Origin of the sequence: Streptomyces endocoffeicus (genome assembly GCF_016741935.1) — a bacterium.
Taxonomy (GTDB): Bacteria; Actinomycetota; Actinomycetes; order Streptomycetales; family Streptomycetaceae; genus Streptomyces; species Streptomyces endocoffeicus.
This window is the reverse complement of the sequence record NZ_JAERRG010000013.1, coordinates 180,777-197,296: the sequence shown is the minus strand read 5'-3', so window position 1 is coordinate 197,296 and position 16,520 is coordinate 180,777. Positions and strand designations below refer to the sequence as shown.

Annotated in this window: 14 protein-coding genes; 6 read left to right on the top strand and 8 right to left on the bottom strand. The window is 72.2% G+C overall.

The window, feature by feature from the left end; all coding sequences use genetic code 11:
• Positions 1 to 5: 5 nt before the first annotated feature.
• Entirely contained in the window at positions 6 to 2,054 is a 2,049-nt protein-coding gene (tkt, locus tag JK364_RS29555) for a transketolase (protein WP_201854385.1), read from the bottom strand.
• Between the two features lie 54 nt (positions 2,055 to 2,108).
• Complete coding sequence (locus tag JK364_RS29550) at positions 2,109 to 3,524, bottom strand: FAD-dependent oxidoreductase (protein WP_201854384.1); 1,416 nt, start codon at positions 3,522 to 3,524, stop codon at positions 2,109 to 2,111.
• A 138-nt stretch (positions 3,525 to 3,662) separates the two neighbouring features.
• Between JK364_RS29550 and JK364_RS29545 the strand changes: the two genes are divergently transcribed.
• On the top strand, positions 3,663 to 4,337 hold the full coding sequence (locus JK364_RS29545) for an HAD family hydrolase (protein WP_201854383.1): 675 nt from the start codon (positions 3,663 to 3,665) through the stop codon (positions 4,335 to 4,337).
• 73 nt (positions 4,338 to 4,410) lie between these two features.
• Here JK364_RS29545 and JK364_RS29540 read toward each other — a convergent pair whose 3' ends face one another.
• Positions 4,411 to 4,806, bottom strand: a complete 396-nt coding sequence (locus tag JK364_RS29540; protein WP_230992677.1) for a winged helix-turn-helix transcriptional regulator — start codon at positions 4,804 to 4,806, stop codon at positions 4,411 to 4,413.
• 165 nt (positions 4,807 to 4,971) lie between these two features.
• Between JK364_RS29540 and JK364_RS29535 the strand changes: the two genes are divergently transcribed.
• The gene (locus JK364_RS29535) at positions 4,972 to 5,832 is read left to right on the top strand and encodes an SDR family oxidoreductase (protein WP_201854381.1); all 861 of its coding nucleotides are present in this window, start codon (positions 4,972 to 4,974) and stop codon (positions 5,830 to 5,832) included.
• Positions 5,833 to 6,007: 175 nt separating this feature from the next.
• Positions 6,008 to 7,567 carry a sensor histidine kinase gene (locus JK364_RS29530; protein ID WP_201854380.1) on the top strand — a complete coding sequence of 520 codons (1,560 nt, stop codon included), beginning with the start codon at positions 6,008 to 6,010 and terminating at the stop codon, positions 7,565 to 7,567.
• Here the strand turns inward: JK364_RS29530 and JK364_RS29525 are convergent.
• Positions 7,564 to 8,124 carry an NADPH-dependent FMN reductase gene (locus tag JK364_RS29525; RefSeq protein WP_201854379.1) on the bottom strand — a complete coding sequence of 187 codons (561 nt, stop codon included), beginning with the start codon at positions 8,122 to 8,124 and terminating at the stop codon, positions 7,564 to 7,566. The genes JK364_RS29530 and JK364_RS29525 overlap by 4 nt on opposite strands.
• A gap of 139 nt (positions 8,125 to 8,263) precedes the next feature.
• Between JK364_RS29525 and JK364_RS29520 the strand changes: the two genes are divergently transcribed.
• Positions 8,264 to 9,259 carry a LacI family DNA-binding transcriptional regulator gene (locus JK364_RS29520; protein ID WP_307841418.1) on the top strand — a complete coding sequence of 332 codons (996 nt, stop codon included), beginning with the start codon at positions 8,264 to 8,266 and terminating at the stop codon, positions 9,257 to 9,259.
• Positions 9,260 to 9,302: 43 nt separating this feature from the next.
• Here the strand turns inward: JK364_RS29520 and JK364_RS29515 are convergent, their stop codons facing one another.
• Entirely contained in the window at positions 9,303 to 10,184 is an 882-nt protein-coding gene (locus JK364_RS29515; RefSeq protein ID WP_201854377.1) for a LysR family transcriptional regulator, read from the bottom strand.
• An 80-nt stretch (positions 10,185 to 10,264) separates the two neighbouring features.
• Here JK364_RS29515 and JK364_RS29510 point away from each other — a divergent pair, with 80 nt between their 5' ends.
• Positions 10,265 to 11,266, top strand: coding sequence for an EamA family transporter (locus JK364_RS29510; protein ID WP_201854376.1), 1,002 nt, complete (start codon positions 10,265 to 10,267; stop codon positions 11,264 to 11,266).
• The gene (locus tag JK364_RS29505; RefSeq protein WP_201854375.1) at positions 11,263 to 11,895 is read left to right on the top strand and encodes an NAD(P)-dependent oxidoreductase; all 633 of its coding nucleotides are present in this window, start codon (positions 11,263 to 11,265) and stop codon (positions 11,893 to 11,895) included. The genes JK364_RS29510 and JK364_RS29505 overlap by 4 nt, the downstream gene beginning before the upstream one ends.
• A gap of 554 nt (positions 11,896 to 12,449) precedes the next feature.
• Here the strand turns inward: JK364_RS29505 and JK364_RS29500 are convergent.
• The 3 genes from JK364_RS29500 to JK364_RS29490 form a co-directional block, all read right to left on the bottom strand.
• On the bottom strand, positions 12,450 to 14,333 hold the full coding sequence (locus JK364_RS29500) for an amidohydrolase (RefSeq protein ID WP_201854374.1): 1,884 nt from the start codon (positions 14,331 to 14,333) through the stop codon (positions 12,450 to 12,452).
• Between the two features lie 191 nt (positions 14,334 to 14,524).
• Positions 14,525 to 15,085 carry a GNAT family N-acetyltransferase gene (locus JK364_RS29495; protein WP_201854373.1) on the bottom strand — a complete coding sequence of 187 codons (561 nt, stop codon included), beginning with the start codon at positions 15,083 to 15,085 and terminating at the stop codon, positions 14,525 to 14,527.
• 69 nt (positions 15,086 to 15,154) lie between these two features.
• Positions 15,155 to 16,393, bottom strand: a complete 1,239-nt coding sequence (locus tag JK364_RS29490) for an Acg family FMN-binding oxidoreductase (protein ID WP_201854372.1) — start codon at positions 16,391 to 16,393, stop codon at positions 15,155 to 15,157.
• Between the last annotated feature and the right edge of the window lie 127 nt (positions 16,394 to 16,520).

The following is a 16,520-nucleotide window of genomic DNA, read 5'->3' as shown; positions in this document are numbered from 1 at the left end:
CCCGCTCAGCCCGGGGCCACCAGCTCGCGCGCCACCTGCGCGACGCGCTCGGGGGTGAATCCGAACTTCGTGAGCAGCTGTTTGAGGGGTGCGGAGGCGCCGAAGGTGTGCATTCCGACGACGGCCCCGTCCGCGCCGACGTACCGGTCCCAGCCGAACGTGGAGGCCTCCTCCACCGCGACCCTGCGCGTGACCGCGGGCGGCAGCACCTGGTCGCGGTACTCGCGCGGCTGCCGGTCGAACAGCTCCCAGCAGGGCATGCTCACCACCCGGGACGCGATGCCCTCGGCGATGAGCTCCTCGTGCGCGGCCAGGGCCAGTGCCACCTCGGAGCCGGTGGCGAGCAGGATCACCTCGGGCTCGCCCCGGTCCGCGTCCGCCAGGACGTAGGCACCCCACGCGACACCGGTGGCCGCCCCGAGCCGGGCGCGGTCGAGGGTGGGCAGGGGCTGGCGGGAGAGGACCAGCGCGGCCGGCGCCCGGCGGAGACCCGCGACCACCCGCCACGTTTCGGCGACCTCGTTCGCGTCGGCGGGGCGGAACACCAGCAGGCCGGGCGTGGCACGCAGCCCCGCGAGCTGCTCGACGGGCTGGTGGGTGGGGCCGTCCTCGCCGACCCCGATGGAGTCGTGGGTGAAGATGTGCACGGTGGGGATCTCCATCAGCGCCGAGAGGCGGATGGCCGCCTTGGCGTAGTCGGAGAAGATCAGGAACCCGGACCAGTACGGACGGAGCTTCGTCAGCGCCATTCCATTGGCGACGGCCGCGGCCGCGTGTTCCCGGACGCCGAAGTGCAGATTGCGCCCGGCGTGGTCATACGGCTGGAAGTCGCCCGCGCCGCCGAAGGTGAGGCGGGTCTTGGTCGACGGCGCCAGGTCGGCGGATCCGCCGAGCACCCAGGGCACCGCCTTGGCCACCGCGTTCAGCACCTGCCCCGAGGAGTCGCGACTGGCCAGGCCCTTCGGGTCGGCGGGGAAGGTGGGCAGCGCGGTCTCCCAGCCGTCCGGCAGCTCACGGCGCTGGATCCGCTCCAACTCGTCGGCGAGCTCGGGGTACGCGCCGCGGTAGGCGTCGAACGTCTTCTCCCAGTGGCCGCGCAACTGGCCACCGCGCGCGCCGATGCCCCGGGCGAACCAGTCGGGCACCCCGTCGGGGATGTGGAAGTCGGCGTCGGGTGGCAGGCCGAGGGCGCGCTTGGTGGCTTTGACCCCCTCCGGCCCGAACGGCGCCCCGTGTGCTTTCGGTGAGTCCTCGACCGGCGAGCCGTACCCGATGTGGCTGTGGACGAGGATCAGGGTCGGGCGCGCGGCCTCGGCGCGGAAGGAGTGGAAGGCGCGGCCGATCCGGCCCAGGTCGTTGGCGTCGGCCACGGTGGTCACGTTCCAGCCGTAGGCCAGGAAGCGCGCGGCGAGGTCCTCGGTGAAGGTGATGTCGGTGTGGCCCTCGATGGTGACCCGGTTGGAGTCGTAGATCCAGCACAGATTGGACAGCCGCAGATGTCCGGCGAGCGAGGCCGCCTCGGAGGAGACGCCCTCCATCATGCAGCCGTCCCCGGCGAGCGCGTACACATCGAAGTCGAAGAGCGTGAAGTCGTCGCGGTTGTACCTCGCCGCCAGCCACTGCCCGGCGATCGCCATGCCGACGGAGGTGGCGACGCCCTGGCCGAGCGGGCCGGTGGTCGTCTCGACGCCGCTCGTCCACCGGTACTCGGGGTGGCCGGGGCAGCGCGAGTCGAGTTGCCGGAAGGACTTCAGATCGTCGAGGGTCACCGCCGGACGGCCCAGCACCTCGTACTCGGGGTCGACCGTGCGCACGCCGGTCAGATGCAGCAGCGTCCAGAGCAGGGCGGAGGCATGGCCCTCGGAGAGCACGAAGCGGTCGCGGTTCGGCCAGATGGGATCGGCGGGATCGAAGCGCAGAAACCGCTGCCACAGTGTGTACGCGACGGGCGCCATCCCCATGGGCGTTCCGGGGTGCCCCGAATTCGCCCTCTGGATCGCGTCCATGCACAGTCCGCGGATCGTGTTCACCGACAGCGTGTCCAGGTCGGTCATGGCGACGCCGCCCTCCGTGCGCTCGATGGATGTCTGTTGAGCCTCGCCAGGTCGCTAGGTGTCGGATCGGACGATCGTCGCGAGGACGTCGTTGAAGGCCTCGGTGGAGGTGGGGTGGGTGTAGACGGCGTTGCGGAGCTCGGCCGCCCGGATGCCGTGGCGCATGGCGAGCGCGACGGTGTTGATGAGTTCCTGCGCGTCCACGCTGAGCAGGGCGGCGCCCAGGATCTCGTCGGTCTCGGCGTCGAGCACGAACTTCATCACCCCACGGGTGTCCTCGACGATGTACGCACGCGGCATGGCGACGATCTCGGCGACCGGCTGGCTCGCGACCTTCACCCGGTGTCCGGCCGCGCGGGCCTGTTCCTCGGTGAGCCCGACGGTGGCCAGCGGCGGGGTGATGAAGACGGTGTGCGGGATGGCGACCCGGTCGTCGGTGGAGCGTTTGCCCTCGCCGAGGAGCTGGTCGAGGACGATACGGCTGTCATCGAGGGAGACATAGGTGAACTGCGGCCCGCCGTTGACATCTCCGAGGGCGAAGATGTGCGGCCGGCTGGTGCGCAGATGCTCGTCCACCTCGACCGCGCCGCGCTCGGTGGTGCGCACACCGGCGGCGTCCAGCGCCAGATCGCGGGTGGCCGGTGCGCGGCCGGTGGCGGCGAGGACGGCGTCGGCCTCCAGCGTGTGCTGTTGGCCGTCCGTCTCGTAGACGACGGTCGCGTGGGTTTCGCCGTCCCGGACCTCCGTGACGTCGGCCCCCGTGACGATCTCGATGCGCTCCTCCACCAGGATGCTCTCGGCGACGGCGGCAACGTCGTCGTCCACCAGGCCGAAGACCTTCGGGGCCGCCTCGAGCACGGTGACCTCGGAGCCGAACTGCCCGTAGATGGAGGCGAATTCGAGGCCGAGGTAGCCGCCGCCGATGATCGCCAGCCGTTCCGGGAGGATGGTGGTGTCGATCAGTTCGGTGCTGGTGACGGTGTACTGGCTGGTCCGCAGGCCGGGGATGTCGAGGACGATCGGCTCCGATCCGGTGTTGATGAGGATCGTCTCCGCGGTGATCGTCAGGGGGCCGTCGGCGGTCTCGACGCGCACGGTGTGCGGATCGGTGAACGCGGCGGTCCCGGTGATCACCGAGACGGTGTCCATGTCGTTCAGCCCGTCGTAGTTGTCACCGCGGAACAGCTTCGTCAGCGCCTGCACCTCGCCGACGGAGCGCTCGTACCACTCCTGGGGCACATCCTCCGGACGGCGCTTGCGGGAGTGGTGGACCAGTGCCTTGGTCGGCACACAGCCGACGTTCGGGCAGGTGCCGCCGTACATCCGCGCCGACCGCTCGACCAGCACCACGCGCTTGCCGAGCCCGCCCAGCGTGGCGGCCACCGTCTTGCCGCCCTTGCCGAAACCGATCACGAGCAGATCGGCTCGCAGGCTCAGGGGGCTGCGGTCGGTGCGGTCGGTGGTGTCCATGGTCGCTCCCCTTCTCGGCCCATCGGGGGTGCTGCCTCCGTCATTTCAACGGCACCACCAACGCCGCGGCCCCGCAACTGGCCGCCCCCGGAACCACCGCGCACCCTGGAAGCAGGCGGAACCGGAGGAGAACGTGTGATGGCCGGACCGATAGCGGTGCTCTTCGACATCGACGAAACCCTGGTCCACACCGGAGGCTCGGGAGCCCGGAGTTGGGCCTGGGCCTTCGACCGGTTGCACGGCGTGGCCGCCGATATCGGAAAACACACCTCGGCCGGGGAGACGGACCCGCAGGTCGGCCGGGAGACATTCCGGGCCGTGCTCGGCCGCGAACCCAGTCACGATGAGATGGCCCGCCTGTACGCGGCGTATCTGTGGCATCTCGCGGAGGACATCCGGGCCTCGGCGGGGTACCGCGTCATGGACGGCGTCGAAGACACCCTGCGGCGGATCACGGACGCGGGGATCATCCTCGGGCTCATCTCCGGCGCGATGGAGGGCGCGGCCCGGATCAAGATGGAACCGGGCGGCCTGGGCCGCTATTTCGTGTTCGGCGCCTACGGCTCGGACTCCCCGGACCGGGCCGAGATCACCCGCCTGGCGATGGCGAAGGCCGCCCGGCTGCACGGGCACGATCTGGGCCGCTCCGATGTCTACGTGGTCGGGGACACCCCCCGTGACATCGAGGCCGCGCACGCGGCGAACGCGACGGCGGTGGGGGTCGCGAGCGGCCACTACTCCGCGGCGGAGCTGCGTGCCGCCGAGGCCGACCATGTGCTCACGTCGCTGACCGAGCCGTTCCCGCACACGTGAGCGCGGCGTGAGAACGAGCGGGGGCCGACGGGGGCCGACCCCCGGTCAGCCTTCCGCGGCGGCGTCCTTCTGGTCAGCCTTCCGCGGCGGCGTCCTTCTCCCGGTCGTAGGCGGCCCGCGCCTCCAGCACCTCGTCCATGTGCCGCGTCGACCAGTTCGTCAGCGCCACCAACGGCTCGCGCAGCGTGGTGCCCAGTGCGGTGAGCTCGTACTCGACCCGGGGCGGAATCTCCGGATGGACGGTCCGCCGGATCAGCCCGTCCCGTTCCAGGGCGCGCAGCGTCTGCGTGAGCATCTTCTCGCTCACCCCGTCCAGCTTCCGGCGCAGCGCCGTGTACCGCTTGGAGCCGGATTCCGCGAGTTCGCCGAGGACGAGGACGGTCCACTTGTCGCCGATGCGGTCCAGGACCTCCCGGGACGGACAGCCGCCGGCGTACGGGTCCCAGTCGGTGCGCGGTGCTTTCGCCATGCCCGTGATCTCCTCCGGCGCCGTCGCCTTGCTCTCCATCAGAGAGTAACCCTACCAAAAAGTGGTCACTTCCCAATGGGGAGCCACTCCGCTGTACTTCTGACGGGGCGTTCGAGCCCCCCTTTCGAACCAGGTGAACCACGTACCGGAAGCAGGAGTACAGACATGTCCATCGCCGTTACCGGAGCCACCGGCCAGCTCGGCCGTCTCGTCGTGGAGGACCTGCTGCGCCGCGGAGTGGCGGCACACGACATCATCGCCACCGGGCGGAGCACCGACCGGCTGGCCGATCTGGCCGAGCGCGGCGTCCAGGTGCGGCAGGCCGACTTCACCGACCCCACCGGCCTCACCGAGGCGTTCAAGGGGGCGCGGAAGGTCCTGCTCGTGTCGACGACCACCGTCAGCGAGCGGTTCGACAACCACACCCGCGCCATCGACGCGGCCGCGCGGGCCGGTGCCGAGCTGATCGCCTACACCAGCACGCTCAACGCGCACACCGCGAGCATGATCCTCGCCGGCGCCCATGCGAGGACCGAGCGGTATCTGCGCGACAGCGGCGTGCCCGGGGTCGTCCTGCGCAACGGCTGGTACCTGGAGAACTACACCTCCCAGATCCCGCTCTATCTGCGGTCCGGAGTCGTGCCCGGCAGCGCCGGTGCCGGGCGGGTCAGCGCCGCGTCGCGACGTGACTACGCGGCGGCCGCGGCCACCGTCCTGACCGCCGGAGGGCATGCGGGCTCCGTGTACGAACTGGGCGGGGACACCGCCTTCTCCCTCGCGGAGCTGGCCACCGCGCTGTCCGCCGCCACCGGCCGGGAGGTGGTCTACGGCGACCTCCCCGCCGAGCGGTTCCGCGGCGCGCTGCTCGACGCCGGGCTGCCCGCCGAACTGGCCGAGGTGCTCGCCGATTCGGACCTCGGGCTCAAGCGCGGTGAGCTCTTCACCGACTCCTCGGATCTGAGCCGTCTGATCGGCCGCCCCACGACCACCCTCACCGACGCGCTCACCGGGGCTCTCGGCTCCTGACGGCGGGGCCACCGCGGCGGCGGTCGCCGGGGCCGCGCCGGTCCGGTGTGGAGACACGGGCCATGTCGATGCTTTGATCTGTTCGTCGGACGGACGCGTTCGACCGCCGCGGAACAGAGGTACGCATGGCAGGCAACGACGGACTGTCCGGGGAAACGTCGTCCGGGGAGGCGCCATGAGGCTGTCCACCCGCATCGCGCTCGCGGTCGGCGTGAGCGTGCCGCTGCTGGTGCTGGCCTCCGGCTGGCTGCTGCTGCGTCTGGTCGGAGACGACCTGCGCGCACACCAGAACTCCCAGTTGCGCGCTCGCGCCACGGTCGTCGCCAAGAACGCCAAGGCGTTCCTCGAGGTCGCCGGGGCCGACCGCCCGGTCATGGAGCGGGCCAGGCAGCGGCGGCTGGTCAACTCCGCGCGGGACGTGGGCATCCGGCTGACCGCGCCCGGGGGCACGATCTCGGCCGGGCCGCAGCCCGATCCGTTCCCCTCGCTGCCCCGCAACGCCCCGAAGAACGCCCCGAAGCCGGTCACCGTGACCTCCGGTGACACGGACTGGCTGGTCCTGTCGCTGCGTGTCGGTGCCGCGAAAGAGGGCACCACGCCGAATCTGTGGCTGTTCTCGCCGGACACCGCCGAGGAGGAGCTGGCGCTGGTGCGCCAACGGGTCCTGTTCGGGGCGCTGGTGGCCGCGCCCCTGGCCGGGGCCACCACCTGGGCCATCGCGGCCCGGGCGGTCCTGCCGCTGCGGCGGCTGCAGCGGCGCACCAGCGGCCTGGACCCGAGGACCAGCACCGTACGCCTGGAGCACACGCCGACCCGTATCGGCGAGGTCGACGACCTGGCGTACACGCTGCAGACCGTGCTCGCCCGCTACGACGAGCAGGTCGAACGCACCGGGGAGGCGCTCGCCACCGCCCGCGCGTTCGCCGCGACCGCCTCCCACGAGCTGCGCACCCCGCTGATGAGCATGCGCACCAACATCGACATCCTGGCCGACCACCCCGGCCTGGACCCCGTCGACCGTGCGGAGGTGCTCGACGACCTGGGCCGCGAGCACACCCGGCTGCTGGGGCTGCTGGTGATGCTCAGGGCGCTCGCGCAGGGCGACCTGGTCGAGGCGGACGCGTTCGCGTCGCTGGACCTCACGGAGGTGCTGGACGCGTCCGTCTCCGACCTGCGGCGCACCCACCCGGACGCCGAGGTGTCCGTGCGCACCACCCCGGGGCTGCTGGTGCACGGCTGGGAGGAGGGGCTGCGCTCGGCGGTGGACAATCTGCTGACCAACGCCTGGACCCACGGCCGCGCCACCGACGGCACGGCCCATATCGAGGTGACCCTGCGCCACTACGGCGACGGCGACGGCGATCCACGGCAGCCGCTCGCCGTGCTCACCGTGGACGACCACGGCCCCGGCATCCCACCCGAGCGCCGCGAGGAGGTCTTCCAGCGCTTCCGGCGCGGCCCGGACAGCCCCGGTTCCGGCCTCGGCCTGACCCTGGTCGCCCAGCAGATCGCCCTGCACCGGGGCCGGATCACCGTACTGGACCGGCCCGACGGACGCCCCGGCACACGCTTCGAGGTGCGACTGCCGGTCACCGGCGTCCGGGACGTGGAGAGCACCCTGCCGCTGCTGCGCCGGGACTGGCTGACCGGCCGCCACGCGCTGCCGACGACGTCCGGCACACCGCAACGCACCGACCCGCGGGTCACCCATGCCTCGGCGACGGGGCCGGACTAGGCTGCGCGGACGGTGGCCATCGCGGTGCTCCAGATGGCGACCTGGTCGAGCAGCGTGTTCACGGCCTCGGCCTTGTGCTCGGCCGGGGTGAACGTGCTGAAGTTCTCGAAGTCGGTGAACAGGGACAGCGAGACCTGTGCGCGCACATCGGCCACCTGCAGCTCGGCCATGACCAGGCGCAGATGCTCGACCGCGCGGGTGCCACCGGCGCTGCCGTAGCCGACGAAGCCGGCGGCCTTGTTGTTCCACTCGGCGTACAGATAGTCGATGGCGTTCTTCAGGGCGCCGCAGGTGGAGTGGTTGTACTCGGGGGTGACGAACACAAAGCCGTCGAAGGAGGCGATCTTCTCCGCCCACACCTTGGTGTGCGGCTGTGAGTACTGGCCCATCGACGGCGGAACCGGCTCGTCCAGGAGGGGGAGCCGGTAGTCGGCGACGTCGACGAGCTCGTACTCCGCGTCGGTGCGCCGCCGGGCGATGTCGAAGACCCAATGGGCGACGGCCTCACCGTTGCGCCCGGGGCGGGTGCTGCCGAGGATGATGGCGATCTTGGGCATATGCGTAATCCTTTCCGTTCCGTGGCGCGTTCCCGGAGTCGGGCCGGTAACTCGTCCGGTTGGACCGCTGTCCCCCATCGTCCGCTCTCGCGCACGACATCAGCGGATGACGCGGCGGCGGGAGCGTATTCTGCCGGGCGTGTCGAGGGTGACGATCGGGGATGTGGCACGGGCGGCGGAGGTGTCGACCGCGACGGTGTCCAACGTGCGGGGCGGCACCGGCCGGGTCTCGGAGGCGACACGGGCCCGGGTGAGGGCGGTGGCCGGTGCGCTCGGTTACGGCCCGGTGAGCGGCGGCGGGCGCACCCTGGGGCTCGCGGTGACCGCTCATGGCGACAGCGCGTGGGACTTCGCGAGCGTGCCGTACTTCGCCCAGGCCATCAGCGCGGCCACCGTCGCCGCGCATCGGCGTGGCTACGCGCTGATGGCGATGGACTCGGGACCGGCCGAGCACATGTGGCGCACCCTCCCGGCCGCCGGGGTGGTGGTGCTGGACAGTCCGGCCGGCGACCCCGTGGTGCGGATGCTGCGAGCCCGCGGTCTGCCGTTGGTGTTCGACGGCCGTCCCGGCGATCTGCGGGCGCGGGAGACCTGGGTCGACAACGACCACGAGGCCATGACCCGCCGGGTGCTGGACCATCTGGCCGGGCAGGGCGCGGAGCGGATCGCGCTGATCGCCGGGCCCACCCAGGAGTACTACAGCCGCGCGAGCGCGACGGCCTACCGGCGGTGGTGTTCGCGGGCCGGGGTGCGGCCGTGTGTGGTCCCGTTCGACGAGGACGACTCCGCGGGGCGGGGTCTGGACGCCCTGCTGACCGGGGAGGGCGGGCCGGACGCGGTGTTCGGCCTGTACGACCCGTGCGGCCGTCAGATCCTGGCGGCGGCCACGCGGTGCGGGCTTTCGGTGCCGGAGGACCTGATGGTGGTATGCGGCAGCGAGGATCCGGCCTACGGGCGGACCGTGCCGCCCGTGTCGACGGTGTCGCTGGCCCCCGAGCAGGCCGGGACGGCGGCTGTCGACGCGCTGGTGAGCCTGGTGGAGGATCCGCCGCACACACCGCCGCCCGTGGTGATCGGGACTCGTCTGGTGGTTCGTTCGTCCTCCATGCGCCGATCCCGTCGACAGGCGTCGTGAGGGCGGGCGGCCCGGGTCCCGTCGCGTGCGTCAGGATCGTGCGTCAGGATTCCGTCGGCGTGATGCCCAGCGCCGTGAGGAAGGCCGTCGCCGCCGGTGTGCGGGTGGAGCGGCTCCAGATGACGTACTCGACGCGGGCCGGTGCGTCCGCGACCTCGATGGTGACGACGCCCGCGAGATGAGGCGCGTAGGCGGTGGGAAGCATCGCCACGCCGAGGCCCGGTCCCACGAGCCGGGCGATGAAGTCCGCGCTGGTCACTTCGAACGCCACGTCACGGGTGAGACCCGCGGCCTCGAAGGCCAGGTCGGACTGGGCGCGCCCGGCGGTCCCGGCCGGGAGGTCCACGAACACCTCGGAGGAGAGCCTGCGCAGGTCGACCCGTGACTCCCCGGCGAGGGGATGGCCCGGCGCGACCACGGCGACGAGCCGGTCACGCGCGAGTTCATGCGCGGCGACACCTCGCGGGCGGACGGTGGTCGGCAGGCCGAGGAACGCCACGTCGAGGGCGCCTTCCCCGACCTGCTCGACGAGTTCGTCGCTGGCACCCACCCGCAGGCTGACGCGCACACGCGGGTACCGCTCGCGGAAGTCGCGCAGCGCGCCCGGGATGTCGACCGCGGTGACGGTGGGGATCAGGCCCACGGCGAGCCGTCCGCGTACCTCCCCCACGGCCGCGGCGACCTCGGCGGCCGCGCGCTCGGCGGCGTCCAGGCACTGGCGGGCGGCCGGGAGGAAGGCCGCACCGGCCGGGGTCAGCCGCACCCGGCGGCTGGTGCGCTCGAAGAGTCTCGCACCCAACTCCTTTTCCAGGCGGGCGATTTGGTGGCTGAGGGCGGACTGGACGACCAGACACCGTTCCGCGGCGCGCGTGAAGCTGTTCGTCTCGGCGACGGCGACGACGTACCGCATCTGCTGAAGCTCCATGGATCCATCGTGGATCGAGATCGATGAGGTGACAAACATGTGTTGGACTCATCAATGGGCCCGAGGCGAGACTTCGAGGCATGACACGGCACACCACAGAAGTGGTTTCCGGCGGGGCCGGCGGTGTCCGCCACGGAAACCTGCCACGCACCGCTCTGACGGCGCTCGCCCCCTCGGTGTGGGGCACGACGTATGTCGTCACCACCGAGCTGCTCCCCGAGGGACATCCGCTCTTCGCGGGATTCCTGCGCGCGTTGCCCGCCGGACTGATCGCGCTGGCCCTCACCCGGACGCTGCCGCGCGGCGCCTGGTGGGGCAAGGCCGCGGCGCTCGGCGTGCTGAACATCGGGCTGTTCCTCCCGCTGCTGTTCGTCGCGGCCGAACGCCTGCCGGGCGGCGTCGCCGCCACCTTGGCGGCGGCCCAGCCGCTGGTCGTGGCCGTCCTGGCCATCACCGTGCTCCATGAGCGCCTATCGCCGTGGCGCCTCCTGTGGGGGGTGACGGGCGTCGTCGGCGTCGGACTTGTGGTGATCGGGCCGAACGCGACGCTCGACACCGTCGGGGTCGTGGCGGGCCTCGCGGGCGCCGTCACGATGGCGCTCGGCGTGACGCTCACCAAACGCTGGGGGCGCCCCGCCGGGGTCGGTGCCACCACCTTCGCCGGATGGCAACTCACGGCGGGAGGGCTCTTCCTGCTGCCCCTCACCTTCCTCGTCGAGGGGGCACCTCCCGCGATCGACCTGCCCGCCGCCCTCGGCTACCTCTGGCTGGGACTGGTCGGCGGTCTGATCACTTACGCGCTGTGGTTCCAGGGCATCACCAGCCTGCCCGTGGCCTCGGTCGCGGTGCTCGCCCTGCTCTCACCGCTGGTGGCCGCCGTGCTCGGCGCCATCGTGCTCGACCAGACGCTCGGCCCGATCCAGCTCGTGGGATTCGCGCTCTCGCTCGCCGCGATCGTCGCGGGACAGCTTCCGCCACGCACCCGCACCCGCGCCCGCTCACGGGGTCGCACCCGGACGCCCGAACACGACTCCACCTCCACCTCCACCTCCACCTCCGCCCCGGAAGGGTCACCTCGATGAAGATCGCCGTAGTCGGAGCCGCCGGCATGGTCGGCTCGCGCGTCGTCAGCGAAGCCGTGCGCCGGGGCCATGACCTCGTCGCGGTGTTCCGCAACGAACCGACGGCCGCCCCGCCACCCGGAGTGATCGCCGTGCGGGGCGACGCGAACGACCCCGACCACATGAGCCGGCTGTTCGCCGGAGCCGACGCGATCGTGGCCGCGACCCGCCCCGCCCCCGGTCACGAGGACACCGCCGTCAGGACCACGACGGCGCTGCTCACCGCGGCCGAGACGGCCGGAACACGCATCCTTGTCGTCGGTGGCGCCGCGCCCCTGCGGAACCCGGGCCGCCCCGACCGGCTCGTCCTCGACAGCCCGGAGTACGTCCCCGAGCCCTTTCGCGCCATCGCCGCCGCCAGCGCCGCGCAACTGGACGTCTGCCGGGGCCACTCGGCGGACTGGATCTACCTCAGCCCACCCGCCCTCCTCGAGCCCGGCCACCGCACCGGAAAGTACCGGCGCGGCGCCACGACCCTCATCACCACCGCCGACGGCGCGTCCCGCGTCTCGGCCGAGGATCTGGCTGTGGCGGTCCTCGACGAGTTGGAGAACCCGAGCGAGGACGCGCACTTCACCATCGGCTACTAGGGGGTGTCCGACGGTACGCGTACGCCTGCGGCGGGCTGCTCCCCTCCCCGCCCCTTCCCACGCAGCGTCGATGTGCGGCTCCGCCGCGTGGGGGCTCCGCCCCAGCCCCCGCTCCTCAAACTCCCCCAGCTACCGCTGGGAGGTGCCCCCTGGAGAGGCTGGAAAGCGGGGCTTCGCCCCCGACCCCGGGGCCCAGGAGCGAAGCCCCTGCCACGCGGCGGAGCCGCATATCGACGCCGCAGGAGGGGCGGAGAGGGGCGGGCAGCCAGGCTGGCCCAGCCCTCCAGGCGTGCCAGCACGCCAGGGGGTCCTGGGCCCTGCCCCGACCCCGGGGCCCAGGGGCGAAGCCCCTGCCACACGGCGGAGCCGCACATCGACACCGCAGGAGGGGCGGAGAGGGGCAGACAGCCAGGCCGACCCAGCCCTCCAGACGTGCCAGCACGCCAGGGGGTCCGGGGCCCCGCCCCGACCCCGGGGTCCAGGGGCGGAGCCCCTGGTTGCGGGAAGGGGCGGGGTGGGGGAAGCATCTCTGGCCGAAGGGCGGCGACGGCGGGTCAGCGGTGGCAGCCGCAGGCGGCGTGCCGGCCGTGCGCGGTGGCGAGGGAGGCGGGCCGGGCCGCCGTGAACGACGCGGTGGCCGCCTCGGCGCCGGGCTGGTCCGCGTCCCAGACGCGCCTGCCACCCGCCAGCGTCAGACGGACCTTCGTGCCGGTGATGTCCTTGACCGGCACTCGGGTCACATCCCGGTCGAGCACGATCACATCGGCGGCCCGGCCCGGGGTGAGCACACCGGTCTCGTGGTCGATACGGAGCTGATGGGCCGAGCCCGCCGTGTGCATGCGCAGGCTGGTGGAGCGGCTGATGCCCTCCCGCTCCGGGTACAGCGCCCCGTCCTCGCCCTCCCGGTCGATCGCGGTGCGGATCTGGTTGAACGAGTCGAGCGGGTCCACCGGCCAGTCCGATCCCCCGGCCAGCGCCGCGCCGTGCCGCTCCAGGCTGCGCGCCGGATACATCAGCCGGTGGCGGTCCGGGCCGATGTAGGGCAGGAGGGCGTCCATCGTCCACACATTGCGCATCGCCCACTGAAGCTGCATACAGGCGACCACGCCGAGCGGTGCGAAGCGCCGGTAGTCGTCCGGGTGCACCAGTTGCAGATGGGCGATGGTGTGCCGGTTGCCGCGGCGGCCGTTGGCGCGTACCGCCGTCTCGTAGCCGTCCAGCGCGGTGCGTACCGCGCGGTCGCCGATCGCGTGCGCGTGCAACTGCCACCCGGCCCGGTCCAGTACGGTCGCCAGGCGCCCGTACTCGGTGGCGGTGGCGTACAAGTCGCCGCGGTTGTCGGTGGGTTCGCCGTCGGCGTCGAGGTACGGCTCCAGCAGTGCGGCGGTCTGCGCGGGGTGCTCGATCACGCCGTCGAGGAAGACCTTCGCCGTCCCGAAGCACAGGCCCGGCACCTGTCCGTACGCCGTGCGCAGCTCGTTGATGTGAGCCAGCGCGGCCTTCGGGTCGCGGACGAGGTCGATGCCCAGGCGCAGCGCGGGAATGACCCGCTGCGGCAGCCGGTCCGAGGCGGCCAGGTCGGCGTAGGCGCGGAGTCCGTCGGTCCCGGTGGCCGCGTCCATGTACGTGGTGATGCCGTTGGCCGCCGCCTGGCGGAGGGCCTTCGCCGCGGCGACGAGCGCCTTGTCCTCGTCCGGTGGCGGGATCACCGCGGCGACGATGTCCTGCGCGGTGTCCTTGAGCAACCCGGACGGCGCTCCCGCCGCGTCGTGGACGATATGGCCACCGGCCGGGTCCGGGGTGCTCGACGTGATCTTCGCCAGCTCCAGGGCACGCTGGTTGACCCACATGTTGTGGGCGTCCGAGCCCTTGAGCGCGATCGGCCGGCGGGTCGGCAGCGCGTCCAGGATGCGGTGGTGGGTCTCGGTCCCGGCCGGCAGGCCCACCGGGTTCCAGTCCTCCACCACCAGCCATCCATCGGGCTCCTGGTCCTTGCTCGCCTTCAGGAAACCGGTGAGCTTCGCCTGGAGCGCGGCGACGGTGTACGTCTCATTGCCCAGGGACGGGTTGAGCGAGCGCCACCCGGCCTCCAGGCAGTGGGCGTGGGCGTCGATGATCCCCGCCATGACGGTGCCGCCGCGGGCGTCGACGAACTCCGTGTCCCTCCCGGCCAATCGCCGTACCACGGACGCCGGGCCGACCGCGAGGATCCGCCCGTCCCTTCCCACGGCGAGGGCCTCCTGCTGTGGCACATACGGCAGCCCGGTCAGCACCCGCCCACCGTGGATGATCGTCGCGGCCCGCCCCGGACGACGGGATCCGGACGGAGAGCGGCCGGAGGCCGCGACCGCCGCGGAGGGGGCCGACCCGAGTGCGCCCGCGACACCCACCGCGCCCGCGGCCGACAGAAGACGGCGACGCGCCAGGTCAAGGCTCATGCTCACTCCCTGAGTGTGATGAGGTGTGACGCGTCAGCCTTGGTGATTAAGCCCTTAAGCACCAGCGCCCGGCGCCGCCGATATGGCCCGTGGGTGAGGGTGTCCACAACGGATTCCGCAGCCGTCCGCCCCGCCGGACGCACGGTTCCCTCCCCCGGTTTTCTCCCCCGGTTTTCTCCTTCGCCGCGTGGCTAACGGCGTTGCTCCCAGGCGGCCCGGGTGAGCTCGTACTCGACCTCGCCGTGTTCGGATCCCTCGATCGCCTCCGGCCACTCCTCGGTGAAGGTGCGGAGGAACGACAGGCCCGACTTCTCCATCACGCGCCGGGACCCGGTGTTCACGGCCATGGTGTTCGCGGTGACCCGTGCCACGCCGAGGTCGGTGAAGCCTTTGTGGATCAGGGCCCGGGATCCTTCCGTGGCGTAGCCCTTGCCCCAGGCGGCCTGGTTCAGGCGGTAGCCGAGCTCCACCACGGCGGGGCTGCGGTCGTCCAGGGGGCGGAACTCGAACCAGCCCAGGAAGGTTCCGGTGGCCTTCTCCTCGGCGGCCCAGTAGCCGCGGGCCCCGAGGGCCGGGTGGTCGTGGAGGAACCGTGGCAGGGTCCTCGTGAGGATCGTCTCCCGGCTCGTCGGCTTGCCACCGGTGAGGTAGCGCATGACATCGGGGTCGTTGTCGAGCGCGAAGAGGTGGCCTGCGTCGGCGTCGGTGAACGGGCGCAGCACGAGCCGTTCGGTTTCCAGGAAGACATCCATGCCGCGATCCTCACCACCGGACGGCCGGGCCCGCCAGCGGATATTCGCGGCGGGCCGTCGCGGCCGGGGCTATGGCTCGATGTCCAGGACGTCGTCTACCGGCCGCCGCGGGGTCTGCCTGCCCCGGGGGCCGTACCCCAGCCGCAGCACCATCTGCACATGGGCCATGGCCGACGTCGGGTCGCGCAGTGGCCAGCGCAGATCGTGCCATTCGAGGGCCTGGGTGACGAACGAGGCGGACAGTCCCGCCAGGGTGGCGCGCAACAGCACCCGCTCCACCGCCTGGCCGGTGCGCAGCCAGTCCACCGGGCGGTCGCGCGAGGTGGACAGCAACACCAGATGGGGGAAGGTCTCGAAGTCGGCGGTCGGTCGGCCGGGGATGGACTTGCCACCCGCGAAGTCACGTACGGGGGCCTTGCCGATCCGGCGGCGGGGCCCGAAGGCGTACTCCGGAACGCCTTCGGTGGCCGGCCGGGTGTCGTCCGCGGCGCGGGTGAAGCGGGCCAGGTCCGCGGCGGCGCCGGCGTCGGTGAGGTTGCGGGCCTCGGCCTCCAGCGCCAGGTCCACGACGTACTGGAGATGCCATCCGGACACGAAGGACAGCGAAACGTGCTCCCGGTGCGCTGCGTCGACGAGGGCGCTCCGCACGGACGCGGGGATCTCGGTCTCGGCGAAGGGAAACCGGCTGGTGTGCCGGGTGCGCACGGCCGGGTACAGGGCGGCCGGACCGGCCTCGTCACCGAGCGGGCGGGTCAGTGTCACGGAGGCCAGCAGCATCGGGTCGACGGGGTCGGGCAGCAGCCGGGTCGCCGCCTCCCAGCCCTCGTGGGCCACCGCGACCCGCAGGTTCATCAGGGCGGCGCCACAGCCGATGTGCAGGGCGCGGAGTTCGGGGTCGGTGTGCGGCAGAGCGCCCCGCAGATCGGCCCTGAGACGGAAGACGCGGCCGCGCCGGGAGTACTCGAACCGCCAGGGCTGGGCGTTGTGCATCGAGGGCGCGGCCGTGGCGTCTTCCACCAGCGCCATGACCACCGCTTCGGAGAGCGAACGAGCGCCGCGGTGTGCCGCCGTGGAGCCGCGGTGGCCCGTCTCCTCCCGTTGCCGTTCCGGTTCGTGCCCGGTGGGGTGAATGTGTGCGTCCGGGCCGGGGAACACAAGGGTGATCTGGTCCGAGTCCGACCACCGCACGTCATAGGGAGGTGTCCCGTCGTCATGGTGGAGTCCGACGATCTCACCGTCCCGTTTGGTGGCACCGGTGGTGGGGCTTTCGACAATCAGTTGGTCGCCGACATGGGCATGCATCGACATCCCGCCTCTCCTGCCTGACGCCGTCCACTGTGGCACCGCCGGTGGGCGGTGTCCTGGGGCGGAACGCCCTCGGCCGAGGGGCCGGATGGCCCCGTGGTGGGCCGTGTGGCCGGGAGAGGGAGCCATG